Below are 24,679 nucleotides of genomic sequence, written 5' to 3'. Positions count from 1 at the left end.
GTTCAATCATCCAGCGGCTGAGGAGGTTTGGCGGGTTTGGCGGGTTTGGTCCCTTTGCCGCCCTTGGCAGGTGGAGTTTCCACCACCGGAGGGGGTGGCGGCATCGCTTCTTTCTCGGCGGCAGGCAGTTGGTCAACGGTATCGAACACCACCTTGGTCTCGATCGGCCCCAGGTGGTCGAGCTTTTTCTCGCCGTCCTTGCCCACCAGGATGACCTTGGTCTCGCCGCTGACACCCAGTTTCAGTTCGCGGATCAACGCCATGGTGGTTTGCGCGTCAAGGTCCTTGCCGTCGCGTTGGCCCATGAGGTTGACCACGGTGTAGAGCACCATGTTGCGTTCTTGAAAGGCTTTCTTGTTGGCCGGCTCATCCAGTGATTTTTTAAGATTGACCAGCGTCGGGTCGATGCTGCTGGGGGCGATGACAATCAGTGGGCGGGTCTTACCGCGTTCCTGGGCCAGGGGTGCGTCGCTATCGGCAGCGAACAAAGGCCCGGAAACAGCGAGCAGCGTAGCGAGGGTCAGTGACCGAATGAGCATGCGCATCTCCTTTTGATATCCACGCTATATGATTGCGCATCAAGGCGAAAGATCCAGATCAGCTGCCTGAAATTTCTGTCGCCATGTTGCCAAGCTTAGGTCAGCGGGCTTAATCCGCAACTTGATCCCGGGCCGCGAACTAGCCTGAAGAGACAAGCCACAATGCAGGATCACGGAGGTTTCAGCCATGAGCGTGCAACTCAATCACACCATCGTCTGGTGCCGCGACAAGCAGCGTTCGGCACCTTTCCTGGCCAACCTGCTCGGGCTGCCCGCCCCGACACCCTTCGGCCCGATGCTGATCGTGAAGTTCGATAACGGAGTGTCGCTGGACTACTACGACAATGACACGATCAGCCTGCAGCACTATGCCTTTCTGCTCGACGACCCGACCTTCGACCAGGTGTTCGCGCGCCTGACGGCGCAGGGCTGCCGTACTGGGCGGAGCCCGGCAAACAACGCCCCGATCAGATCAATGAAGTGGGTGGCGGGCGCAGGGTGTACTTCGATGACCCGGACGGCCATCTGCTGGAAATCATGACCCGCCCCTAGCGTCCGTTTGTCCAGATGCCCGCGGCAAACATCCCGCGATCAACGCAGGGTGTGTTGACGCGGACTACACTCAAATTGTCTCCAGTAGGGGGACATAGCCAAATTCGCGTCCATCAGCAGCGTGCCTGCCCATTACCACGCTCATGACGCTGGAACCAATGGCCATTCATAATCGTCCTGTGGGGCCCTGCCCCACAGTGACACCCAGCAGGACGACGGCATCGCGTCCAAACTGCCCGGACATACCCTGTGTCCGGGCATTCGCGTGGCAGACGGCATGGCCTCGCATCACGTCTGCGCGGTTGCCCTGATCATCCATCCGACCACCGCCTGAAAGGTCGCTGTCATTGCACGCCTCCTCGTTCGCCGGTGGCCTTTTTTTGGGAGAGCCGGCGATGGACGAAGGCAAACTGAATGACTTCATGGGCAAGTTGGTGACCGACATGGGCGGCGCGGCGATGCTTGCCAACGTGATTCTGGGAGAAGAACTGGGCTTGTATCGGGCGATGGCCGACAGTCAACCCGTCACCCCCGAGGCACTGGCCGGCAAGACCGGTTGCAATGCCCGGCTGCTGCGTGAATGGCTTAGCGCCCATGCGGCTTCAGGCTACATGGAGCACAGCGACGGCACGTTCCGCCTGCCGGAAGAACAGGCCCTGGCGCTGGCCGTCGAAGACTCACCGGTGTACGTCGCCGGCGGTGCCGTGGTGATTGCGTCACTGTTCCATGACAAGGACAAACTGGTCACGGCCATGCGCGGCGATGGCGCACTTGCCTGGGGTGATCACCACACCTGCATGTTCAGCGGCACCGAGCGTTTCTTCCGGCCCGGCTACCGTGCGCACCTGGTCGGCGAGTGGTTGCCGGCACTTGAAGGCGTGGTCGATAAACTGCAAGCCGGGGCCAAGGTGGCGGATGTCGGCTGCGGTCACGGCGCTTCAACCGTGGTCATGGCCAAAGCCTTCCCGGCCTCGACCTTCGTCGGCTTCGACTACCATGCCCCCTCCATCACCACGGCGACCCAGCGCGCCGAGGAAGGCGGCGTGGCGGACCGTGCACGCTTCGTCCAGGGCACGGCCAAGAATTACCCTGGCAATGATTACGACCTGGTCTGCTACTTCGACTGCCTGCACGACATGGGCGACCCGGTAGGCGCCGCCAAACATGCCTATCAATCGCTCAAGCCCGACGGCACGGTACTGTTGGTCGAGCCTTATGCCACGGACCAGCTCGACCAGAACGCGACCCCGGTCGGACGGTTGTTCTACGCGGCATCGACGTTCATCTGCACGCCCAACTCGCTGTCGCAGGAAGTCGGCCTGGGGCTCGGTGCACAAGCGGGTGAAGCACGGCTGCGAGATGTCTTCATCGAGGCCGGCTTCAAGCAGTTCCGCCGGGCAGCCGAGACACCGTTCAACCTGATCCTGGAGGCGCGCAAGTAACGTCCTACACTCAAAAGCCACTACTCCCTGAGACATATAAGTAACCTCCTACTGGCGTGTCGGGTCCTGGGGCACCCTACACGCCATACATAAACGCTTACATCCATCGATTGGCGACCCGCCATAAACCACCTACAGTTGGCCACCTCTCGACGTCACTGCTTGCTCTGCGGGAGCGGCGCAATTCTTCAACCTTCAGGGATACAGGTTCAATCATGCACAACGCCTCTCCAACCCGGCTGGGCCTGCTCAGCGCTTGCCTGCTGATGTTCGGTACCATCCACTCTGTCAGCGCCAACGAGCAAGACCTGCGGATCAAAGCCGTGGTGGACGCCAACCTCAAGCCAGTGATGCAGGAGCAGGACATTCCCGGCATGGCCGTCGCGGTCACGGTGGAGGGCAAGGTGCATTATTTCAATTACGGAGTGGCGTCCCGAGAAAGCGGCCAAGCCGTCGGCAATGACACCCTGTTCGAACTCGGGTCCGTCAGCAAAACCTTCACCGCAACCCTGGGCGCCTACGCCCTGGCCACCGGCCGAATGACCCTGAGTGATCCGGCGAGCAAGTACTGGCCAGCGTTGCGCGGCAGCATTTTCGACAACGTCAGCCTGCTCCAGCTCGGCACCTACAGCGCGGGCGGCCTGCCCTTGCAGTTTCCGGCCGACGCCGACGACGCGCAGCGCATGCTCGGGTATTTCAAACAGTGGACGCCACGCTACCCCGTCGGCAGCCACCGGCAGTATTCGAATCCAAGTATCGGGCTGTTCGGCTATCTCGCGGCCCGTAGCCTGGGCAAACCCTTCGATGACGTGATGGAGCAAGACCTGCTGCCAAGACTTGGCCTCAAGCACAGCTACCTCAAGGTCCCGCAAGACCAACTGAGCCATTACGCACAGGGCTATGACAAGTCCAACGCACCGGTCCGGGTTGGCCCCGGAGCCCTGGATTCCGAAGCCTATGGCATGAAGTCCAGCACCGCGGACCTGATTCGCTACGTCGAAGCCAACATCACCCCGGTACGGCTGGAGCCTGCGCTGCAAGCGGCAATCGCCACCACCCACACCGGCTTCTACAGCGCCGGCGAAATGACCCAGGGCCTGGGATGGGAGCTCTACCCCTACCCGGTCACGCTGGATCGACTGCAAGCGGGCAACTCGTCGGACATGGCCCTGCAAGCGCAAGCAATCACCTGGCTCACGCCAGCGCAATCGCCGCAAACCGATGTGCTGATCAACAAGACCGGATCAACCAGTGGTTTCGGCGCCTATATCGCCTTCGTGCCCAGCCGGAAAATCGGCATCGTGATTCTGGCGAACAGGAACTACCCCAATGCACTCAGGGTAAAAGCCGCCCACAGTATCCTCAGTGCACTGGAGTCGCGCGATTAGAACGCCAGCTTGTAGCCGATAAACACCAGCATGGTGGCCAGGCAAGGACGCAGTACGCCATCGGAGATCCGCCCGGACAAGTGACTGCCGACGTAGATCCCCGGCAACGAGCCCATCAACAGGAACCCCAACAGGTGCCAATCCATGTTGCCCATGCTCGCATGCCCCAGGCCCGCCACCAGGGTCAGCGGCACGGCGTGGGCGATCTCGGTGCCCACCAGGCGCTTGGTGGCCAGGAACGGATAGAGGACGAACAGCGCCACCGTGCCCAGGGCCCCGGCACCGATGGACGTCAACGCCACCATCACACCGAGCAACGCCCCCGTGCCGACCGTCAGCAGGTTCAGGCTCCTGCCGCTCAGGTGGTAGTGGTCGCCCGCGTGTTTATGGGCGAAGGCCAGCAGACGACCCTTGAAGAAGATGGCCAGCGCCGTCAACAGCAGCACAAAACCCAGGGCCTGCCTGATGATCGCGTTGGTCGCTTGCGGATCGGTATTCAAGTACTTGAGGAACAACAGGGTCAGCGCCACGGCAGGCACGCTGCCCGCCGTCAGCCAGCCGGTAATTTTCCAGTCGATGTTGCGGTTCTTCTGATGAACCAGCACACCACCGGACTTGGTAATCGCCGCATAGAGCAGGTCGGTGCCGACAGCCGTGGCCGGGTTGATGCCGAACCACAGCAGGATCGGCGTCATCAGCGATCCGCCGCCAACTCCGGTCATCCCGACAATGAACCCGACAAGCAAGCCTGCAACTACAAATCCAACGTTACCGAAGTCCATTGCCATACCTTACCGAACCAGCGTGACGACCTGAAAAAGCTGGCAGCAGCATAGCGATTTTTCTTATAACCACTTATACCAATATGATCTGACTTTATAACCTGCGACCCGCCCTGCTCCCTGCCACGATCAATGCCACAAGGGTCGGCAACGACCCTGTCTGAAGTACCGGGTTGGACCCTAGACCGTCTTGCCCCTGGCCTGCTGCTCCAGATGCACCTGCAATTGCGGATCGATGCTCAGTGCCGCCGCCAGCTCGTCAAGATACGTACGTTCGGCCTCCTGCTGGTCGTCCACCAGCATGACACTGGCCAGGTACATTTCCGCCGCGATGCCCGGGTCGGTCGCCGAGGTCGCGACATCGGCCGCGTCCAGTGGACGGGCAACTTCCTCATCGAGCCATTGCTGGAGGTCCGGGTCATCGGTGTGACGACCGATCTCGGTGCTGATCGTCTGCTTTTCCTGCGGGTCGATGCGACCGTCCGCCTTGGCCGCCGCAATCAATGCCCGCAGGACCGCATGGCTGTGATCTTCGACTTCAGGCCCACCCAGCAACTGGTCAACCGTCTGCGGTGCCTGTCGAGGTGCCGATGCCTGCTGCCGTTGCCAGCTCTGGTAAGCCTGGAACGCCAGCATGCCCAGGGACGCCAGCGCGGCATAGTTGGTCCCGCCCGAACGGCCCTGGGTTGAACCGCCAGCATTACCGCCCGCGCCCCCCAGCATCCCGCCCAGTCCACCGAGCAAGCCACCCAGCCCGCCCATCCCCGCCCCACCGGAACCAGCGCCGCCGCCGGCGCCGCCCAGCAGGCCGCCGAGCAATCCGCCCAGATCGCCCAGGCCGCCTTGCCCTGCCAGATCACTGCCGCCCTGTTGGCTCATCGAGCCCTGGCCGGCCCGCAACAATTGTTCAAGCAGATCGCTGGTGTTCATGACGGTGTCCTCTTCGAAGGCAGTAATTCAGTCAGGCAACGATAGCCCTCGCGGCCGATTGCGCCATGACCGTCCGACCGAAGCAACAATGCAGGTTGATATTTTTATTTTCATTTTGTTGATTTGTGATTTATTTCGTGTCAATCATAGTCGCCATGGAGGCACTCCCGCCAGACCGGACGGCACTCACTCCCAACCCCAACCCACGGAGTCAACAAGATGAACAAGACAGGACTTCTGGCTGCTCTGGCACTTTTCGCCGCCAGCACCCTCGCCCACGCCGACGAAGACAGCCTGCGTATCGGTATCGAGGCCGCGTACCCACCCTTCTCCTTCAAGACCCCGGAAGGCAACATCAGCGGATTCGACTACGACATCGGCAACGCCCTGTGCGCAGAGATGAAGGTCAAGTGTCTGTGGGTGATCCAGGAATTCGACGGGATGATCCCTTCGCTGAAAGTGCGCAAGATTGATGCGGTGCTGTCGTCGATGTCGATTACCGACGACCGCTTGAAGTCAGTCGACTTCAGCAAAAAGTACTACCACACCCCTGGCAAGTTCGCGATGAAAGCCGGCCAGGTCATCAACGACCCGCTGATCGATCTCAAAGGCAAGAAGGTCGGCGTGCAGCGCGCTTCGACCTACGACCGCTACGCCACCGAACAACTGGCGCCGGCCGGGGTCGATGTCGTGCGCTACGCCTCCCAGAGCGAAGCCTCGCTGGACCTGGCCTCGGGCCGGCTGGATGCGACCCTCGCCGACATCGTCAACACCAACGAGAGCTTTATCAAGACCCCGGCCGGCAAGGACTTCGCCCTGGTGGGCCCGGACATCAACGACCCGAAATACTTCGGCCGGGGCGCCGGCATCGCACTGCGTAAGGGTGACGCGCAGAACACCGTGCGCCTCAACGCGGCCATTGATGCGATCCGTGCCAATGGCACGTACCAGCAGGTGATGGACAAGTACTTCGCCTTCGATATCTACGGCGAGTAAGCCGATCCGTAACGCTGGCGTGGGCCCCGGGCCGACGCCACTTCTCTTGTTGGTCCCGCGCGCCTGGCGGCGTTGCGGGAGAGGACCCTCATCATGCTTCACGGCTACGGATCGAGCATTCTCGATGGCGCCTGGCTGTCGATCAACCTGGCGCTGAGCGCCATGGCACTGGCCATTACCCTGGGCCTGATCGGCGCGGCGTTTCGCCTGTCACCGCTCAAATGGCTGGCGACACTGGGCGAAGGCTACACCACGGTGATTCGCGGCATTCCCGACCTGGTCCTGATCCTGCTGATTTTCTATGGCGGCCAGGACCTGGTGAACCGCATCGCCCTCGGGCTCGGCTACACCCACTACATCGACATCAATCCCTTTGTGGCGGGTGTCTGCACCATGGGTTTCATTTTCGGCGCCTACCTCTCGGAAACCTTTCGCGGCGCCTTCATGGCCATCCCCCAGGGGCAGGCCGAAGCCGGGGCCGCCTACGGCATGAGCGGCCTCCAGGTGTTCTGGCGAATCCTGGTGCCACAGATGATTCGGCTGGCCATTCCCGGCTTCACCAACAATTGGCTGGTGCTGATCAAGTCCACCGCGCTGATCTCGGTGATCGGCCTGCAGGACATGATGTTCAAGGCCAAGAACGCCGCCGATGCGACCCATGAACCCTTCACGTTTTTCCTCGCGGTGGCGGCGCTGTACCTGGTGATCACCAGTGTCTCGCTGCTGGTATTGCGCGGGCTGGAAAAACACTATTCGGTCGGCATCAAAGCCGCCGATCTTTGAATGGGAGCTCCGCTGATGCTCGACTACACCCTGATCTGGGACAACCTGCCGCTGTATTTCAATGGCGCGTGGCTGACCCTCAAAGTGCTGCTGATTTCCCTGGCCTTCGGCTTGGTGCTTGCCATTCCACTGGCACTGATGCGCGTGTCGCGCTCACCCCTGATCAACGCACCCGCCTGGCTCTACACCTACGCCATCCGTGGCACGCCCATGTTGGTGCAGCTGTTCTTGATCTATTACGGCCTGGCGCAGTTCGAAGCGGTTCGCCAGAGCCCGCTGTGGCCGTACCTGTCCAGCGCCACGTTCTGCGCCTGCCTGGCCTTTGCCATCAATACCAGTGCCTACAGCGCGGAATTGCTGGCCGGGAGCCTGAGGTCCACCTCCAGCGGCGAGATCGAAGCGGCCAGGGCCATGGGCATGTCACGCCTGACCCTGTACCGGCGCATCCTGCTGCCCTCGGCCCTGCGCCGGGCGTTGCCGCAATACAGCAACGAAGTGCTGATGATGCTGCAGACCACCAGCCTGGCATCCATCGTCACCCTGGTGGACATCACTGGTGCAGCGCGCACCCTCAGTTCGCGGTACTACCTGCCGTTCGAAGCCTTCATCACCGCCGCGCTGATGTACCTGGTACTGACCTTCATTCTCGTGCGCCTGTTCAAGCTCGCCGAACGCCATTGGCTGGCCTACCTGGCCCCACGCAAGCACTAAGGAAATCCCATGCAGCACATTCAACACGTTCTGCCCTGGAGCGCCACGGGCACCGAACGCACGCTCTCGCTGTTTCGCTTTGGCAGTGGCGCGCGCAAGGCCTATATCCAGGCCTCCTTGCACGCCGATGAACTGCCCGGCATGCGCGTGGCGGTCGAGCTCAAGCGTCGTCTTCGAGAGCTGGAGGCACAAGGCCGGTTGACCGGGGTCATCGAACTGGTCCCGGTGGCCAACCCCATCGGCCTCGGGCAAATGTTCCAGGCCACCCACCAGGGCCGCTTCGAATTCAATAGCGGCAAGAACTTCAACCGCGACTTCCCGGACCTGGCCGACGCCGTGGCCAGGCGCCTGGAAGGCCGGTTGGCCGACGATGCCGAGGCCAACGTGGCGATGATCCGTCGCGCCATGCTCGAGCTCCTCGCCGACCTGCCGCCGGCCGGTTCGGAACTCGACGGCCTGCGCTATCGGCTGATGCAGCATGCGTGCGATGCCGATCTGGTGCTGGACCTGCACTGCGACTTCGAGTCGATCATGCTGCTGTACGCCCTGCCGCAAAACTGGCCGCGCCTGCGTTCGTTGGCGGCACGCCTGGGAGCCGGTGCCGCGCTGTTGGCCGAAGGCGCCGGGGGCAATGCCTTCGACGAAGCCTGTGCGATGCCCTGGTTACAGCTGGCCGAACGGTTCCCCCAGGCCAACATTCCCCTGGCCTGTGTGGCAACCACCGTCGAACTGCGGGGCATGGCCGACACCGGACGCGAACAGTGCACCGCCAGTGCCGAGCAGATTCTCGGCTATCTGGCCGAACAGGGCCTGATCGACGGTGAATGGCCAGACGCACCGTCGACCGACTGCCAGGCAACCCCCTTTGCCGGTGCGCAATATGCCTGTGCCCCCCATCCCGGGGTGGTCAGCTTCCTGCAACCGCTGGGCGCCCGGGTCAAGGTCGGCGACCCGCTGTTCGAAGTCATCGACCCACTGACCGACCGTCACAGCGTGGTCACCGCCACCACCGACGGCATCCTCTACGCCCGCGAACGCCTGCGCTTTGCCCAACCCGGCTTGTGGCTGGCCAAGGTCGCAGGCGCCACCCCCATTCGCCAAGGTCGCCTGCTCAGCGACTGACTCCAGAGAATCGAGACCATGAACACACTTGAAATCCAGGACCTGCACAAACGCTACGGCACCCACGAAGTGCTCAAGGGCGTATCGCTCCAGGCCAGGGCCGGCGACGTGATCAGCATCATCGGCTCCAGCGGCTCAGGCAAAAGCACTTTCCTGCGCTGCATCAACCTGCTGGAGCAACCCAACGCCGGCAGTATCCTGCTCAATGGCGAACCGCTGAAACTGGTCGCCAACAAACTGGGCGGGCTCAAGGCCGCCGACCCCAGGCAACTGCAACGCATGCGCTCCCGGCTGGCGATGGTGTTCCAGCACTTCAACCTCTGGGCGCACATGAGTGCCCTGGAGAACGTCATGGAAGCGCCCGTCCATGTCTTGGGGATGGACAGGAAGCTGGCCCGGGAAAAGGCCGCGCACTACCTGGACAAGGTCGGTGTGGCGCACCGCGCAGGGGCGTACCCCGCGCACATGTCCGGTGGCGAACAGCAGCGCGTGGCGATTGCCCGTGCACTGGCGATGGAGCCTGAAGTGATGCTATTCGATGAGCCCACTTCGGCACTGGACCCGGAACTGGTCGGCGAAGTGCTGAAGGTCATGCAGGACCTGGCGCAGGAAGGCCGGACCATGGTGGTGGTGACCCATGAAATGGGCTTTGCCCGCGAAGTGTCGAACCAGCTGGTGTTCCTGCACAAAGGCGTTGTCGAAGAACGCGGCAACCCGCGTGACGTGCTGGTCAATCCACAGTCCGAACGCCTCCAGCAGTTTCTGGCCGGCAGCCTGAAGTAAGCCGCTCGCCGACCGTGGGCAGGCGCTGCGCGCCGACGGTCGGCTTCGGATACACTGGCGTCCACTCCAGTCGGGGGATCGGAACAGGTCCCTTGCAACCTCCAGCAGATGTCGAGCCGGTCATGCCTGATTCTTCGAAAAACACCACGGTCTACGCCGCCCCGGTGCTGCGCAAACTGGCGCAGATCCTCGCTGACTTGCCGCCGTCGCTGCGCAAGGTGGCGGACTTTATCCTGCGCCACCCGCTCAAGGCCGCCACCCTGACCATCGACGAGATGGCCCACGCAACGTCCACTTCACCGGCAGCCGTCAACCGCCTGGCCAAGGTGCTGGACGTGGGGGGCTACAGTGGCATGAAGGCCGAGCTGGTGACGACCTTGCAGCAGATGGTGTCCCCGGTGGACAAGTTGCGCAACGAACTGGCGCACCGCCCCGGTGGTGCATTCGGCCTGCACGAGCAAATCCAGAGCGCCACCAGCAACCTGGAAACCGCTGGCACCAACAATCACCCCGACACCTTTGAAGCCGTGGTCACCTGCCTGACCCAGGCCCGCAAGATCTATATCCTGGGTTTCGGCAACAGTGTCTACCTGGCCGGCCTTGCGGCCTCAACCCTGATGCCCTTCTGCGCGGACGCCACCGCCATCAGCATGGAGGGCGGCAACGAAAACGCCGCCTACCGCCTGGCGGCCATCACCGACCAGGATGTACTGCTGGCGATCTCGCTGCCCCGCTACTCCCTCGACACCCTGAAACTGTCGCGCTTTGCCCACGAGCGCGGCGCCACCGTGCTGGCGATCACCGACTCCCCGGCCTCGCCCTTGACCCACATTGCCCGGCACGTGTTGTTTGCACCCGCCGACCACCCGGTGCTGACCAGCTCCAGCATCGCCGTTCTGGCACTGATCGAAGGCTTGGTCGCCGGGGTGATGGCGCGCAACAAGGAAGCGGTGAAGCTGGCCACCGAGCTCACCGAAAGCGTGATGAGTTACCTGCATATGCCCGGCAGCGACAAGACCTCGAAGAGTTGAGGGCCCAGGTCACAACCACCAGCGCAGAAGAAAAAAGAACGCCATGCTCAGCAGCATGCTGATCAAGGTACTGCGGGTGTAGAGCACCAAGCCAATGGCCACCAGCGAACTGAGCAGGTACGGATTGTCCCATTGCAGGTTCAGTTGGTGGTCCGGCATGAACACGATCGGCCCGCAGATCGCCGTGAGCATCCCCGGTACCGCGAACCCGAGGAACTGCCGCGCATTGCTGCTCAGGCGCACCGGCAAGCGTGGCTCCAGGAACACGTAGCGATTGAGAAACACCAGCAGCCCCATGCCGAAAATAACCGCCCAGACCATCATGTGCGTACTCCATAAAACTTGTTGCAGACAAACCCGGCACTCATCCCCAGCAATCCGGCCAGCACCAGCGCCGACCCCACTTGCCAGTAGTTGAACAACACCGAACAAAACAACGAAACCGCTACGCACACCACCGTCGGGATACTGCGCACCACCGGGGTGATCAAGGCGATAAAGGTGGCGGCGATGGAGAAGTCCAACCCCAGGTGTTCCAACCCCGGAATGCTGCTGCCCAGCACAATGCCGGCCAGGGTGAACAGGTTCCAGGCCACGTAAAACGTCAGCCCGACCCCCAGCGCGTACCAGCGGTTGAACTGCTGCTGGTCGAATTGACTGGTCAGGGCGAAGAGTTCGTCGGTGAGCAAGAAGCCCAGCCCGACCCGCCAGCGGCCCGGCAGTGGCGACACCACGGGGCGCATGCTCATGCCGTACAGCAGGTGCTGGGAAGTCAGCAGCAAGGTGGTCAGCAGAATCGAGAAAATCCCGGCCCCGCCCTTGAGCATGCCAATCGCCACCAACTGCGCGGCACCGGCAAAGACGATGCTCGACAAGCCCTGGCCTTGCAATGGCGTGAGATTGGCCTCGATGGCCATGGAACCCGCCAGCAAGCCCCAGGGCGCGGTCGCCAGGGACAAGGGCATGACGGCAACGGCTCCGCGCAGAAAGGCACTGCGCGGCAATAAAGTGTCAGACATAGCGCTCTACAACAAAGAAAGGGTTTGCAAATGTGTCAGCCAAACGGCCGCGCGTCTTGAACAATCTTGCACGGTTGCGCCTGCTTAAAGCGTACTGCTCATCGCGGTCACCAACACGGGGTCGCGACTGTAGATATCCGGGGCATACAGCAATCGGCCATGGTCGTCGGCTTGTACGGTCCAGTAGCTGAGCAGGATCGGCACGGGCACCGACAGCCTGAATTCGTGCGTGCGCCCGGTGGCCAGCAACTCGGTGGTGCGCAGGCGTTCCGCCGGGCTCAACAACAGGTCGCGCAACTGCATGGCATGCTCGACCCGCACACAACCCGAGCTGAAGGCCCGTGGACCTTTCTGGAACAGCGCCTGGCTGGGGGTGTCGTGCAGGTACACGGAAAACGGATTGGGGAAGCGCACGGCCATCTGCCCCAGCGGATTTCTCGGCCCGGCGTCCTGGCGCAGGAGGATGTTACCCGGGTTGTCCCAGTCGATGTCCTCCGCCGCTAGCGGGTTTCCATCACGGTCGAGCACCCGCAGGTCCTGCCGGCTGAGGAATGCCTGGTCCCGTCGGATTTCCGGCAGCTTGTCTTCACGCATGATGGTCGGCGGCACCGTCCAGGTCGGGTTCAGCGTCAGGCGTGTGACGTGGGACTTCAACAATGGGGTCTGGCGCTCGGCACGCCCGACCTGGGTGCGGGTCTGCCAGACCGGGACACCGTCCTGGAACACGGTCAACTGGGCGGCGGCCACGTTCACCAGCAGGCTGTCGGGCTCCATGTCCTGAGCCAGCCAGCGAAAACGCTCGAGGTTGATGCGCAGCTGTTCACGTCGTACCTGCGAGCTGATGTTCAGTTCGGTCAAGGTGCCCGGCCCGATAACGCCATCGGCTTGCAGCGAATGGCTGAGCTGGAAATTTTTTACCGCGCTGGCCAGCTCAGCAGTGTAATCCGTGCCGGCCAGCACCGGCATGTAGGGCAAGTAACCCTCGCTGAACAGCCGCTGGGCCAGTCCGGGAATGCGTACATCCTGCATGCCGGGGCGCAATAAAGGCCCGCTGGCCACTACCGGCCAATGGGGCAGCAATTGCTGACGTTGCAGGGAGTAGACCTCGCGAAGGCTGCGGTATTGCTCAAGGCCCGGGCGGGCGGCGTCAAAGGCCGCCGCCATGTCCTGCAAGCCGGATCCGGCAATGGCCAGCAGTTCGGCATTGCGATCCGTTTGCGATGGCTGGGCATGCCACACCGGTTCGAAACGGCTTTGCTGCAAGCGCCCGTAACGCAGCTCCCGCAACGCTTGCAGGTAACGCAGGCTGATGCCGATATCGGTACACAGCGGGCCGCCCACCGCCTCTTCCTTGGGCAGGCTGTAGCGGTGAGGGTCCAGGCCGTCATCGGCCAACTGCGCCAACTGCGCCTGCAAGGCCGGCAAGCGTGCGTCACCCGACCACACCGGGGCCTGGTTTTGCTGCTGGTAAAAAGCCTGCACCAACGCCAGCGCCGAAGCATCCGGACGCATTTTCAGGCCCGGGCAATCCACCGGTAACTGGGTCAGTGCCAATGGCAGCGGCGCGTCGTGATCAGCGAGCTCATTCTGGGCAGTCGCGACCAATGGCACAGCGAGCAAATAAAGGCTCAAGTAACATGCATGCTTTTTGAACAACTGCTTTACTCCAATCCATGGCCGTCAGGTTTTGACGGTCGACCTCTGCAGCAGGTGCGGCGAGCGTCAGGCGAGCCCGTAAACGGACCTGCCCGGGGAGCGACAGGAAGTCGGGAGCCAACAGAAACAATGAGGACTCTCTACCCATGCTGACTTTTTTGCGCCGGATCTGTCTGGCAGTCACCACCCTTGGCGCCCTCTGCAGTCCGGCGCTCGCCGCCAGCACCACTCATCAGGCGTTGTATAACAGCCTCGCGCACGCCGCGCCGGAACTCAATCCCCAAGCGCTAAAAAGTGCCCTGAGCGCCATGCGATGCGCCGTCAACAATGGCGCCCGGCGGGCCGAGCACCTGGCCGTGATCGATTACTCGCAGCCGTCCACAGAGCGACGTCTGTGGATCTTCGATCTGCGCAAGAAAGCACTGGTGTTGCGCGACCTGGTGGCCCACGGGCAAATGTCCGGCGAAAACTTTGCCACCCGATTCTCCAACCGCGTGGGCAGCTACCAGTCCAGCCTGGGGCTGTTTCGCACCCAGGAAAGTTATCAGGGCGCCCACGGCTACTCCCTGCGCATGGACGGCCTGGAGCCCGGTTTCAATGACCTGGCCCGTGATCGGGCGATCGTGATTCACGCCGCGGACTACGTGAGCCCGCTGTGGAGTGAGCGCCAGGGCCGTATCGGCCGCAGTCAGGGCTGCCCGGCGGTACGGCCACAGGTGGCGCGCCAGGTGATCGACAAACTCAAGGACGGCCAGTTCATGTTTTCCTGGTATCCGGACCAGCGCTGGTTGAAGTCATCGCCCTATCTCAACTGCCAACCGCGCCAGGTGGCCAACATCCTTGCCAACAACAAAGGCTAACCGGTCACCTGAAAGGCTCCGCACAGGCGATTTTCCAAAGGGAGACCATGACAGCCTCTTTGCCGATACGCTCACCCTGCCCACCCGGCGCCTGCGATTGCGGGCGTGACCAGTTGCTGGAATCAGTCGGCACTGATGCGCGCATCCTGCAACTGACCCGGCATGAGGAAAAGCGCCTGCTCGAACGTCTGGAAAACCTGCAGAGCCTGAGCGATCTGCAGCGCCTGCAGCAGCGAATGTACGAGCAACTGGGCATTCGCGTGGAAATCACCCCCAGCTTCCATGAAGTGCGCAGCATGCGCGGTATCGGCATTCGGCTGCTGGAGCTGCCCGGGTTGTGTCGCAAGACCCGCCAGAGCATCCCCGCCGCCATACGGCGCGGCCTGGAGAACCACCCGGAAATAGCCTACGAACTGCTCAACGCACACGACCTGTTGCGCGACGCCTGAGCCGGTGCAACAAGCACCCCACTCTTTCGGGTGGTGCCCTTGGATTCAGCTGCCGGTTTTCACCTTGCTCCACACCCGGGTTCTCACCCGCTCCATCTTCAGCGGCAAAGGCTCCAGCGGGAACAGCGTCGCCATGGTGGTTGCCGAGGGATACACACCCGGGTTGTCGCGCACCTTCTGCTCGACCAGTGCGGTGGCGTCCTTGTTGGCGTTCGGGTAGCCCAGGTAGTTGGACGTCGCGGCAATGACCTCGGGGCGCAGCATGTAGTTGATGAAGCTCAGACCCTGTTGCGGATGCGGTGCGTCATTGAGCAGGACCAGGTTCTCGACCCAGACGGGCGCGCCCTCATGAGGAATGCTGTACACCAGGTTGCGCACATTGCCGGCCTTGGCGGAGGCCAGTTGCGCGTCATACACACCGCCCGACCAACCGAGCACCACGCAGACGTTGCCGTTAGCCAGGTCGGAGATGAACCGCGAAGAATCGAAGTAGCGGATATACGGCCGGACCTTGAGCAGCAAGGCTTCGGCCTTGCGGTAATCCTCGGGGTTCTGGCTGTTGTAGGGCAATCCGAGGTAGTGCAAGGCGATCGGAACGATTTCGCCGGGCGAATCCAGCATGGCCACGCCGCACTGGCTGAGCTTGGCAATGCTCTCTTCCTTGAAGATCAGGTCCCAGGAGTTGACCGGCGCCTGCGCGCCCAGCAATGCCGTGACCTTGTCGGCGTCGTAGCCCATGCCGGTGGTGCCCCACAGGTAGGGCGCGGCGAAACGATTACCCGGGTCGTTGCGCTGCACCTTGGCCAGGATCTCGGGGTCCAGGTGCGGCAGGTTCGGCAGCTGGCTGCGATCCAGCTCCTTGAGCACCCCGGCCTTGATCAGGTTGGGCAGCAGTTCGCTGCTGGCGACCACCACGTCATAACCGCTGCGCCCGGCCATGAGCTTGCTCTGCATCACATCGCCATTATCGAACACGTCATAGACCGTGGCGACGCCGGTTTCCTGCTGGAAGTTTTTCGTGGCATCCGGTGCGATGTAGTCGTACCAGTTGTAAATCGAGACGCTGGGTTCGGCGGCGCTGGCGCAGGCCATTCCCAGGCTGAGCAAAGCGGCCGCGGCCAGTTGCACGCTACACAGAGGTTTCATCGCAAGACTCCAGAACGACGGCACGATCATCGGCCCGTTCGCGGGCGATGTCTGCTGAAAGTGAAGGATAAGGCCAGTGCCACAATCGGCGCTGGCAGGCGCTGCTCAGGGGATCAGCAATTCGCGGCGCCCATCGGCGTGGTTGATCTGCTGGCAGGCCAGCGGCAATCGCCGGTCCTTGAGGTAGTCATAGTCCTGGCGCGAGGTGTGCAACGCCGTAAAATCCAGCTCGACGACGTGCCGGCATTCCTCGCGCCCGGCTTCGAACAACAGCCGCCCCGACGGATCGACCACTGAGCTGGCGCCGGCAAAGATCAGATCGCCATCACCTTTCCCACATCGATTGACCAGCACGGCAAACGCCTGGTTTTCCTGGGCTCTTGCCAGGATCGCGGTACGGTGCACCGGACCGAACGGGTCCATGTTGGCGTTGATCACCAGCATCAGGTCCACTCCCAGTTGTGCCAGCGCACGGGCCGGTTCCGGGAATTCGATGTCGTAGCAGATCAACAGCCCCACCCGCACGCCTTTGTACAGGGTGGTGGCAAATCGATCCCCGGGCTGGACCACCCCGCACTCCGAAGGCCACAGATGGGTCTTGCGATAACTCAAGGCAATACCTTGGGGGGTCAACAGCAACGAGGTGTTGAAGAAGTCCTCGCCCTCACGTTCGGCGAACCCCACCACCACCGCCACATCCCGTTCACGCACCGCCTGCAGCACCGCCTGCACGGTCGGCCCGTCCACGGTTTCGGCTACCTCTCCGAGTCGTTCGGCGCAGGCAAACCCCATCAGGTGGGTTTCCGGAAACACCAGCACATCGGTGTCCGCAGCGCACGTGGCGATAGCGTCCAGGGTTCGTTGCAGGTTATAGGCCGTGTCGCCATCGCGACCGGCCAGCTGTACCAGTTCAATCTTCATGGGTTGTCCTTCGACCTCGTCACAGCGGATTCGATAGCCCTGAACCAGGGCTGCAACCGAGTATGGAGCGCCGGCCAACGGCGGCGTAATTACGTCGAAGGGGTAACCCTACTGGGGTAGAGCCGGCTTCAGTGCGGCGTTTGCATGGCGGCAAACAACACGTTGACCTCGGGGAAGCGGGAAATGAAATCGGCCGGCATGGCGATGACCTTGCGGCTCGGGTAGTCGAAAAACACAAAGCCCGATTTCGCCAGGGCAATCAGTGTCCCGTCGGCCGGGCGGGTGATGCGCAAGATGATGTCGCCGCCATATTTGTTCAGGTCCATCAGCCCCACCTCGAACCGCAACTGATCCCGGGCGCGGGCTTCGGCGCGATAGACCGTCGCCAGGTCAGTCACGATGATGTCGTCGATGCTCACCCCATACTCAAACAACATTCGCGCACGCGCCTCGGAAATCATCGAGATCATCGAGTCGTTGGCCAGGTGATGGGCGGCGTTGACGTCCGTCACCCGGACAGTCAACGAAGTGGCATAAAAAAACGGGTTCTGCGGGAAATCCAGGTGCAGGCGGGCCATGCTGATTCTCGTCACGGGAAAAGAGTTGGCCACTGTTGTTCAGCCGTGGGCAAACAGCCTCAGCGCTATCAGACAATTTGCGATCATGGGGCAGCCGCAAGCGCTGATGGCCCACGCTCCAGGTCAGCGACATTTGCATTCATGACCGCACGCCTAGAAGATGGCGACAGCACGATCGCTTCGGCGCTGACTATCCTGATGTTATCGAGCCTGTCGGCCCGCTCTCATCGTTCTCAGGGAATTTAGAATGACAGCAAGACAAGTAATCAATGCTTCGGTGAGCCCCAAAGGCAGCCTGGAAACACTGTCCCAACGCGAAGTTCAACAATTGAGCGCCGCAGGGTCAGGCAGCATCTACTCTCTCTTTCGCCAATGCGCCCTGGCCATCCTCAATACCGGCGCCCATGTCGACAACGCCAAGACCATTCTGGAAGCCTATCGGGACTTCGAGATTCGCATTCATCAACAAGACCGTGGTGTACGCCTGGAGTTGCTCAACGCACCGGCGGACGCCTTCGTCGACGGCGAAATGATCGCCAGCACCCGTGAAATGCTGTTCAGCGCCCTGCGTGACATCGTGTACACCGAGAACGAACTGGACAGCCAGCGCATCGACCTCGACTCCTCGCAAGGCATCAGCGACTACGTATTCCACCTGCTGCGCAACGCCCGCACCCTGCGCCCCGGCGTGGAGCCCAAGATTGTCGTGTGCTGGGGCGGTCACTCGATCAGCAGCGAGGAATACCAGTACACCAAAAAGGTCGGTCACGAACTCGGCCTGCGCAGCCTGGACGTCTGCACCGGTTGCGGGCCGGGGGTCATGAAGGGCCCGATGAAGGGCGCCACCATTTCCCACGCCAAGCAACGGATCATCAACGGCCGCTACCTGGGCCTGACGGAGCCCGGCATCATTGCCGCCGAGGCGCCGAACCCGATCGTCAACGAACTGGTGATCCTGCCCGACATCGAGAAACGCCTGGAAGCCTTCGTGCGTGTCGGCCACGGCATCATCATTTTCCCGGGCGGCGCCGGCACGGCTGAGGAGTTCCTCTACCTGCTCGGGATCCTGATGCACCCGGACAACCGCGACCTGCCCTTCCCGGTCGTCCTGACCGGCCCGCGCAGCGCAGAACCCTACCTGCAGCAGCTGCACGCGTTCGTTGGTTCCACCCTGGGTGAAGAGGCCCAGAGTCACTACGAGATCATCATCGACGACCCGGCCGAGGTCGCCCGGCAAATGGTCCAGGGGCTCAAGGCGGTCAAGCAGTTCCGCCGCGAGCGTAACGATGCGTTCCATTTCAACTGGCTGCTGAAGATCGACGAAGGCTTCCAGCGCCCGTTCGACCCCACCCACGAAAACATGGCCGGCCTGCAACTGCGCCACGACCTGCCCGCCCATGAACTGGCGGCCAACCTGCGCCGCGCGTTTTCCGGGATCGTCGCCGGCAACGTCAAGGACAAGGGCATTCGCCTGATCGAAGAACATGGCCCCTACGAGATCAACGGCGACGCGGCCGTCATGCAGCCGCTGGACAAACTGCTGCAAGCCTTTGTGGCCCAACACCGCATGAAGCTGCCAGGTGGCGCCGCGTATGTCCCGTGCTACCGGGTCATCCGTTAAGCGCACCCTCGACTGACCGGCCCGGAACCCAGGTTCCGGGTCTGCCCAGGCCCCAGCCCCTGCCTTACGATTGCTCCCACTGCGCCACCTGCCGGGCACTGATACTCACCCCGCCACAGACCACGATCACCACATCGTGGGCATCGGCAATGGCCGGGTGGTCCAGATAGGCCACGGCCAGCGAAACACCACACGCCGGTTCCACCAATTGGCGCAAATCATCGGCATAACGCACGACCCCCATGATGGCGTCGGCATCCGGCAACACCACACTGGTGTGGGGGAACCGGCCGATGTGCTGCACCGGCCACTGCGCCACCTGCAGTGCACCCAATGAGCTGGCAACACTGTTGATCCCGGCGAGCTTGACCGGGTGCCCGGCCTTGAGCGCCGCCGCGAATGAGGCCGTGCCCTCGGTTTCGCAGGCAATGATCCGACAATCCAGCCGGGCGTGGCGGATCAGTCCGGTGAGCACGCCGGCCAGCAAGCCACCGCCCCCAACTGACAGTACTACCGTGTCGACCTGAGGACAGTCTTCAAGAATCTCATCGACCATCGTGCTGTGCCCTTCCCACAGTGTCGGGTGGTCGAACGCCGGCACGTATTCGGTATCCGCGTCCCTGGCCAGTTCCAGCGCCAACTGATTGGCCTCGTCCCAGACCTTGCCGTGTACCCTCACCTGGGCCCCGGTCCTGGCAATGCGCGCCCGGGTCGATTCAGCGGTGGTGTCCGGAACAATGATGATCGCCGCCAGGCCCAATGCCGCAGCCGCGACAGCGGTGGCATAGCCGGCATTGCCACCGGAGGGGCAGACCACTTTCTGCTTGCCCTGCAAGGCCGCCTCGGTACACAGCAGGCCCATGCCGCGCATTTTGAAAGAGCCGCCCGGTTGCAGGTTTTCCAGCTTGAGCCAGATGCGCCGGCTCGCGGTGCTCAGCCCCGGGTGCAGCACCAGGGGTGTTCTGATATGCAGCATTAAGGCCTCCCGACACGACCGGATGGACGGCAACCCGCTAGCGGTGCCGACTGAAAATGCGCTGTACACCTCAGTCTAGCTTCCTGCGCCCTCACCCACGCGAGCCTGCCGATTACCGCACGGCGGGAACTGCCAGGGCCGCGGTCCCCGGGTGCCTATACTCACATGCGTTGATCCTCGCGCCGGAGAGCTGTCATGCGCACCGTTCACATCATCGAAGCCGACCAGACCCCGGCGCCCGTCAAGGTTGTGGGCGAAAACATCACCATCCTTGCCGAAGGCGACCTGAGCAAACCCTTCGAAATGCATATCCAGGAAGGCGTACAGGGCGGCGGCCCACCCCCGCATTTCCACCCCTGGGACGAAGCCTTCTACGTCATCGACGGCCAGGTCGAGATCACCGTGGATGGCTGTTCCACCACCATGACCCGCGGCGGTTATGTGCATATCCCGGCCGGCACGATTCACGCTTACAAAAACCTCAGCGCCCGCGCCAAGATCATCGGGGTGGTCTCCGACCCCAGGGGCGGCAAGCTGTTCACCGCCCTGGATCAACTCAAGGTGCCCGAGGACCTGCCGCAGATCCTGGCGATTGCCGAGCAGTTCGGCGTTACCTTTCTACCGTGGGCTGCACACGAGTAAACATGCAGCGACCGGCCAGTGCGGGAGCAACCGTCATTTAGCGCCGTAGACGTCGAAATCGAAGTACTTGTCGTTGATCCGCGCGTACGTGCCGTTGGCCAGAATCGTCGCCAGCGCCTTGTTCAGGTCTTCGCGCAGTTCGAGGTCGTCCTTGCGCACGCCGATTCCATCACCGACGCCAAAGAACTCGGGGTTATCCAGGGTGCCACCGGCAAAGGTGTAATCCTTGCCCACCGGCTTGTTGAGAAACCCGTAGCTGGCCTGGATCGAGCCCTGCAACGAGGCATCGAGCCGGCCTACCACCAGGTCGGCATAGACCTGGTCCTGGTTCTGATAGGACAGTACCTCCACGCCCTGGGTGCCCCAGACGGCTTTGGCAAAGGCCTCCTGGGTCGAGCCCTGCTCCACGCCGACACGCTTGCCCTTGAGCGACTCGACGGTGGGCTGCAGGTCCGCCCCACGCTTGATGACCAGGCGGGCCGGTGCGTTGGACACCTTGTCGGTAAAGGCAATCCGGGTCTGGCGCTTGGGCGTGACGGTCATCGACGACGCAATGGCGTCGAACTTGTGGGCCAGCAGGCCCGGAATCATCCCGTCCCAGCTGCTTTCAACCCAGACGCATTTTGCCTTCAGCTCTGCACACAGGGCCTGGGCGATATCGACGCCAAAACCGGTCAGCGTGCCATCCTGGTTTTTGTACTCCAGCGGTGGGTACGTCGGGTCAACCGCCAGCCTCAACACTTTGCCGGACCAGTCGGCCGCACCGGCCAGGCCGGATGCCGAGATCAACACCAGTGAAACCGCCGCAATCATCTTGTTCATGGTTATTTTCCTCCAGGGAGCTCGCTGAGCCGGGTTGCCAGCACGTGGGTACAGACGGGTTGCTTGAACCACTGCGCCTCAGCGCAGAAAACCTTCCACCAGCTTCACCCAATAACTCGCGCCTATCGGCAGGCAGGCATCGTTGAAGTCGTAACCGGGGTTATGCAGCAAACAGCCGCTGTCGCCCTGGCCATTGCCGATCACCAAATAACTGCCGGGGCATTGTTGCAGAATGAACGCAAAGTCCTCACTGGCGGTAAAGGGCCGCAGGTCATCGATCAGGTGCCCCGCTCCCAGCCAGTCTTGTGCGACCTGGCGGGCAAACGCGGTCTGCTCGGGATCGTTGATCAACACCGGATGACAATGCTGGTAGTCGATGTCGGCCCGCGCCCCGAAACTGGCAGCCTGCCCCTGCACCAGATCGGTGATCCGCCGCTCAAGCAAGCCGCGCACCTCGGGGGTCAGCGCGCGCACGCTCAGGCTCATCTCGGCGGATTCGGGAATCACGTTCGACGCACTCCCGGCATGGATTGAACCCACGGTGATAATCGCCATCTCCTGCGGACTGACATTGCGCGAGACGATACTTTGCAAGGCGATCACGATCGAGGCGCAGACCACCACCGGATCGACCGCCTTGTGCGGTACCGCACCATGGCCGCCCGTGCCAATGACCTTGATCGTCACCGTATCGGCGCTGGCCATGAACGGGCCACTGTAGAAACCCAGTTGCCCCGCCGGATAGCCCGGCACGTTGTGCATGGCAAACACCGCATCGCAGGGGAAGCGCTCGAGCAGCCCGTCTTCGAGCATTGTTCTTGCGCCACCCAGGCCCTCTTCGGCCGGTTGGAAAATCAGCTGCACGGTGCCATTGAAGTCCCGGGTGCGGGCCAGGTGCCTGGCCGCTGCCAGCAGGGTTGCGGTATGGCCATCGTGGCCGCAGGCATGCATCACACCGTCGACCCGGCTGGCATAGGGCAAGCCGGTGGCTTCCTGAATCGGCAGTGCATCCATGTCGGCTCGCAGCCCGATGGAACGCCCCGCGCCATTACGCAGCGTTGCCACCACGCCGGTCCTGCCCACACCGGTGCTGACGTCATAGCCCCACTGGCGCAGACACTGCGCCACCAGCGCACTGGTGGCGAACTCCTCGAACCCAAGCTCGGGATGGGCGTGTATGCGTTGACGCAGGCTGATCATTTCCTCTTGCTGTGCAGCGATTCCCGGCAAAACATGACCCGCGTCCACGGCGCTACTCCTCGATAGATTCAGTCGGCGGCCAGAGCCTGATCGACATTGCTGGCGTCGATCTTAGGCACTGGAATGCCGGCTGGGGAGCCTCAGTTTGGTTATGATGACAACCAATGGTTGTCATCAGGGTGAGCGCATGAAGCTGCATCAATTACAAGCGCTGGTCGCCAGTGCCGAAACCGGCAGCATCCGCGCCGCCGCCCGCTCGCTGGAGGTGTCCCAGGCAGCCGTCACCAAGGCTTTGCGCGAACTGGAAAGCACACAGCAGCTGCCTCTGTTCGTCAGAACCCCCAGCGGCCTGAGTTTCACGGATTACGGCAAGGTGCTGCTGACCCATGCCCGGCTGGTGCTCAAGCAACTGGAGCATGCGCAAACCGAGCTCGATCACCTGCGCGGCAAGGCCCGGGGCCGGCTCTGCGTCGGGGTCACGCCCTGGGTCGCGCTGACCTTCCTACCGGAAGTGGTATTGGCCTTTCGCGCACGCATGCCGGACATTCAGCTGGAACTGTTCGAAAGCCTGATGGCGGTGGCCCAGCCGTTGCTGCGTGACGGCAGCATGGACTTCGCCATCGGCCAATTGCACCCGACCCAGGCGACCACGGAATTTGCCTGCGAAACGCTGCTGGACTACCAGACCTCGGTGCTGCTGCGCCAGGGCCACCCGCGACAAGGGGCACGGTCGCTGCACGAACTGCTGGATATGGACTGGACCCTGAACTATGCACCCGACGGCCACGACGCCTTGATGCAGGAATTGTTCTGGAAGCACGGCGCGCAGATCGACGAGAAACGCATCGTCCGCGCCCATTCACTGGCGATTTTGCAAATGATGGTGGAGCGGGCGGACATGTGCACCTGGGGGCCGTCGCTGCTGAGCACCGCCCCGCCCTTTCTCGGACGCCTGGTGTCGCTGGAGCTGCAGGAGCAGTTCGAGCCGCGTCAACTGAGCATCGTCACCCGTCGCAATGGCGCTCTCAGCCATCCGGCGCTGTGCTTCACCGATTGCCTGTTGCAGGTCATTCGCCGCCACGCCCGCTCCGCGAAACAGGCAGACCGGGCGCTTTTCCAGACGATGCGCGTGTTGGTCTGAAGCGCGGGCGCCCAGCCGCCGGTCACCCTTCCAGCGGCCATTGGGCCAATGCCCGATAGCGGCCTTTATGGGATTCGAACAGCACGAAGTGCCTGGCGCTGAGCTGAAAATCCGGGGCCGTCGCCGACTCAGGAACCGACGCCCGGTAATCACGCATCAAGGTCAGGTGCGGGCGAAACTCCCGTGGCGCGTCCTCCAGCCCGAGCGGCAGCATCGCTTGCTGCAAGGCATACACCAGCTCAAGCAATGGCCGCGACGCCTGTTCCGGAGCGAGGAGCAGGATACCGGCCCGGCGCCAGACATCCAGGCGGTCGAGGGCCACCCTCAGCGGCTCGCCTGGTGGTCGAACCGCCGCGGCCGCGCTGCAGATCGCCGGAATCTGCCGGACCGGCACAGCTCCCAGAAACATCAGGGTCAGGTGAAAGTTCTCGGCCGGTACCGGCCGCCCAAGAGATTGCCCCAGGGCACTGCGCCATTGGGCAATCGCCCGGCGCTGCGCTAGCGCACAAGGCAAGGCGAAAAACAAACGCTTGAAGGGTTCGCGTTGTTCATCAGGTCCGCTGTTCATGTCCACGACCTCGAGGCTTCC

Annotated in this window: 27 protein-coding genes and 1 pseudogene; 15 read left to right on the top strand and 13 right to left on the bottom strand. The window is 62.5% G+C overall.

Annotated features, from left to right (window positions below):
• Positions 1-2 precede the first annotated feature (2 nt).
• Positions 3-539: a DUF4174 domain-containing protein gene (locus CKW29_RS23365; RefSeq protein WP_095146887.1), complete on the bottom strand. Its 537-nt coding sequence runs from the start codon at positions 537-539 to the stop codon at positions 3-5.
• A gap of 187 nt (positions 540-726) precedes the next feature.
• Here CKW29_RS23365 and CKW29_RS23360 point away from each other — a divergent pair.
• The 3 genes and pseudogenes from CKW29_RS23360 to ampC all read left to right on the top strand — a co-directional run bounded on the left by CKW29_RS23360 (position 727) and on the right by ampC (position 3,921).
• Positions 727-1,091, top strand: a pseudogene (locus CKW29_RS23360) (VOC family protein).
• 395 nt (positions 1,092-1,486) lie between these two features.
• Positions 1,487-2,533 (top strand): class I SAM-dependent methyltransferase, encoded by a 1,047-nt coding sequence (locus CKW29_RS23355; RefSeq protein WP_095146885.1) that lies wholly within the window; start codon positions 1,487-1,489, stop codon positions 2,531-2,533.
• Between the two features lie 215 nt (positions 2,534-2,748).
• Entirely contained in the window at positions 2,749-3,921 is a 1,173-nt protein-coding gene (gene ampC, locus CKW29_RS23350) for a class C beta-lactamase (RefSeq protein WP_095149197.1), read from the top strand.
• Here the strand turns inward: ampC and CKW29_RS23345 are convergent.
• Both CKW29_RS23345 and CKW29_RS23340 read right to left on the bottom strand, forming a co-directional pair.
• Complete coding sequence (locus CKW29_RS23345) at positions 3,918-4,703, bottom strand: sulfite exporter TauE/SafE family protein (protein WP_095146883.1); 786 nt, start codon at positions 4,701-4,703, stop codon at positions 3,918-3,920. The genes ampC and CKW29_RS23345 overlap by 4 nt on opposite strands.
• A 180-nt stretch (positions 4,704-4,883) precedes the next feature.
• Positions 4,884-5,633, bottom strand: a complete 750-nt coding sequence (locus CKW29_RS23340; RefSeq protein ID WP_095146882.1) for a tellurite resistance TerB family protein — start codon at positions 5,631-5,633, stop codon at positions 4,884-4,886.
• 219 nt (positions 5,634-5,852) lie between these two features.
• Here CKW29_RS23340 and CKW29_RS23335 point away from each other — a divergent pair, with 219 nt between their 5' ends.
• From CKW29_RS23335 to CKW29_RS23310, 6 genes are all read left to right on the top strand, one after another.
• Positions 5,853-6,629, top strand: coding sequence for an ABC transporter substrate-binding protein (locus CKW29_RS23335; protein ID WP_095146881.1), 777 nt, complete (start codon positions 5,853-5,855; stop codon positions 6,627-6,629).
• 93 nt (positions 6,630-6,722) lie between these two features.
• Complete coding sequence (locus CKW29_RS23330; RefSeq protein WP_095146880.1) at positions 6,723-7,412, top strand: ABC transporter permease; 690 nt, start codon at positions 6,723-6,725, stop codon at positions 7,410-7,412.
• Positions 7,413-7,427: 15 nt separating this feature from the next.
• The gene (locus CKW29_RS23325; RefSeq protein ID WP_371850665.1) at positions 7,428-8,123 is read left to right on the top strand and encodes an ABC transporter permease; all 696 of its coding nucleotides are present in this window, start codon (positions 7,428-7,430) and stop codon (positions 8,121-8,123) included.
• 9 nt (positions 8,124-8,132) lie between these two features.
• A complete protein-coding gene (locus CKW29_RS23320; protein WP_095146879.1) occupies positions 8,133-9,245 on the top strand; it encodes a succinylglutamate desuccinylase/aspartoacylase family protein in 1,113 nt (370 codons plus the stop codon).
• Between the two features lie 18 nt (positions 9,246-9,263).
• Positions 9,264-10,028: an ABC transporter ATP-binding protein gene (locus CKW29_RS23315; protein ID WP_095146878.1), complete on the top strand. Its 765-nt coding sequence runs from the start codon at positions 9,264-9,266 to the stop codon at positions 10,026-10,028.
• A 122-nt stretch (positions 10,029-10,150) separates the two neighbouring features.
• A complete protein-coding gene (locus tag CKW29_RS23310) occupies positions 10,151-11,059 on the top strand; it encodes a MurR/RpiR family transcriptional regulator (protein WP_095149196.1) in 909 nt (302 codons plus the stop codon).
• 9 nt (positions 11,060-11,068) lie between these two features.
• On the opposite strand, the gene CKW29_RS23305 is transcribed toward CKW29_RS23310, so the two are convergent.
• The 3 genes from CKW29_RS23305 to CKW29_RS23295 form a co-directional block, all read right to left on the bottom strand.
• Positions 11,069-11,380, bottom strand: a complete 312-nt coding sequence (locus CKW29_RS23305; RefSeq protein WP_172736630.1) for an AzlD domain-containing protein — start codon at positions 11,378-11,380, stop codon at positions 11,069-11,071.
• Entirely contained in the window at positions 11,380-12,078 is a 699-nt protein-coding gene (locus tag CKW29_RS23300; RefSeq protein ID WP_095149195.1) for an AzlC family ABC transporter permease, read from the bottom strand. Before CKW29_RS23300 ends, CKW29_RS23305 begins: the two co-directional genes overlap by 1 nt.
• A gap of 84 nt (positions 12,079-12,162) precedes the next feature.
• Positions 12,163-13,734: a murein L,D-transpeptidase gene (locus CKW29_RS23295; RefSeq protein ID WP_095149194.1), complete on the bottom strand. Its 1,572-nt coding sequence runs from the start codon at positions 13,732-13,734 to the stop codon at positions 12,163-12,165.
• Between the two features lie 146 nt (positions 13,735-13,880).
• Between CKW29_RS23295 and CKW29_RS23290 the strand changes: the two genes are divergently transcribed.
• Both CKW29_RS23290 and CKW29_RS23285 read left to right on the top strand, forming a co-directional pair.
• Positions 13,881-14,594 carry a murein L,D-transpeptidase catalytic domain family protein gene (locus tag CKW29_RS23290; protein WP_095149193.1) on the top strand — a complete coding sequence of 238 codons (714 nt, stop codon included), beginning with the start codon at positions 13,881-13,883 and terminating at the stop codon, positions 14,592-14,594.
• Between the two features lie 47 nt (positions 14,595-14,641).
• Positions 14,642-15,043, top strand: a complete 402-nt coding sequence (locus CKW29_RS23285; RefSeq protein WP_095149192.1) for a hypothetical protein — start codon at positions 14,642-14,644, stop codon at positions 15,041-15,043.
• 45 nt (positions 15,044-15,088) lie between these two features.
• Here CKW29_RS23285 and CKW29_RS23280 read toward each other — a convergent pair whose 3' ends face one another.
• From CKW29_RS23280 to CKW29_RS23270, 3 genes are all read right to left on the bottom strand, one after another.
• Positions 15,089-16,189, bottom strand: a complete 1,101-nt coding sequence (locus CKW29_RS23280) for a polyamine ABC transporter substrate-binding protein (RefSeq protein ID WP_095149191.1) — start codon at positions 16,187-16,189, stop codon at positions 15,089-15,091.
• 105 nt (positions 16,190-16,294) lie between these two features.
• Positions 16,295-17,110 (bottom strand): carbon-nitrogen hydrolase family protein, encoded by an 816-nt coding sequence (locus CKW29_RS23275; protein ID WP_095146871.1) that lies wholly within the window; start codon positions 17,108-17,110, stop codon positions 16,295-16,297.
• Positions 17,111-17,238: 128 nt separating this feature from the next.
• Complete coding sequence (locus CKW29_RS23270; protein WP_095146870.1) at positions 17,239-17,688, bottom strand: thioesterase family protein; 450 nt, start codon at positions 17,686-17,688, stop codon at positions 17,239-17,241.
• Here CKW29_RS23270 and CKW29_RS25745 point away from each other — a divergent pair.
• Both CKW29_RS25745 and ppnN read left to right on the top strand, forming a co-directional pair.
• A complete protein-coding gene (locus CKW29_RS25745; protein WP_159950338.1) occupies positions 17,687-17,833 on the top strand; it encodes a hypothetical protein in 147 nt (48 codons plus the stop codon). The genes CKW29_RS23270 and CKW29_RS25745 overlap by 2 nt on opposite strands.
• Before the next feature lie 102 nt (positions 17,834-17,935).
• Positions 17,936-19,309, top strand: coding sequence for a nucleotide 5'-monophosphate nucleosidase PpnN (ppnN, locus tag CKW29_RS23265; protein ID WP_095146869.1), 1,374 nt, complete (start codon positions 17,936-17,938; stop codon positions 19,307-19,309).
• Between the two features lie 64 nt (positions 19,310-19,373).
• Here the strand turns inward: ppnN and CKW29_RS23260 are convergent, their stop codons facing one another.
• On the bottom strand, positions 19,374-20,285 hold the full coding sequence (locus CKW29_RS23260; protein ID WP_095149190.1) for a pyridoxal-phosphate dependent enzyme: 912 nt from the start codon (positions 20,283-20,285) through the stop codon (positions 19,374-19,376).
• Between the two features lie 195 nt (positions 20,286-20,480).
• Here CKW29_RS23260 and CKW29_RS23255 point away from each other — a divergent pair, with 195 nt between their 5' ends.
• Positions 20,481-20,927 carry a cupin domain-containing protein gene (locus CKW29_RS23255; RefSeq protein ID WP_095146867.1) on the top strand — a complete coding sequence of 149 codons (447 nt, stop codon included), beginning with the start codon at positions 20,481-20,483 and terminating at the stop codon, positions 20,925-20,927.
• Positions 20,928-20,960: 33 nt separating this feature from the next.
• Here CKW29_RS23255 and CKW29_RS23250 read toward each other — a convergent pair whose 3' ends face one another.
• Positions 20,961-21,749 (bottom strand): ABC transporter substrate-binding protein, encoded by a 789-nt coding sequence (locus CKW29_RS23250; RefSeq protein ID WP_095146866.1) that lies wholly within the window; start codon positions 21,747-21,749, stop codon positions 20,961-20,963.
• A gap of 78 nt (positions 21,750-21,827) precedes the next feature.
• Positions 21,828-22,949 carry a M20 aminoacylase family protein gene (locus CKW29_RS23245; protein WP_095146919.1) on the bottom strand — a complete coding sequence of 374 codons (1,122 nt, stop codon included), beginning with the start codon at positions 22,947-22,949 and terminating at the stop codon, positions 21,828-21,830.
• A gap of 187 nt (positions 22,950-23,136) precedes the next feature.
• Between CKW29_RS23245 and CKW29_RS23240 the strand changes: the two genes are divergently transcribed.
• Entirely contained in the window at positions 23,137-24,090 is a 954-nt protein-coding gene (locus CKW29_RS23240) for a LysR substrate-binding domain-containing protein (RefSeq protein ID WP_095149200.1), read from the top strand.
• Positions 24,091-24,112: 22 nt separating this feature from the next.
• On the opposite strand, the gene thpR is transcribed toward CKW29_RS23240, so the two are convergent.
• Entirely contained in the window at positions 24,113-24,658 is a 546-nt protein-coding gene (gene thpR, locus CKW29_RS23235) for an RNA 2',3'-cyclic phosphodiesterase (RefSeq protein ID WP_095149189.1), read from the bottom strand.
• Between the last annotated feature and the right edge of the window lie 21 nt (positions 24,659-24,679).

Origin of the sequence: Pseudomonas sp. Irchel s3a18 (genome assembly GCF_900187535.1) — a bacterium.
Taxonomy (GTDB): domain Bacteria; phylum Pseudomonadota; class Gammaproteobacteria; order Pseudomonadales; family Pseudomonadaceae; genus Aquipseudomonas.
This window is presented reverse-complemented; position numbering and strand designations above follow the sequence as displayed.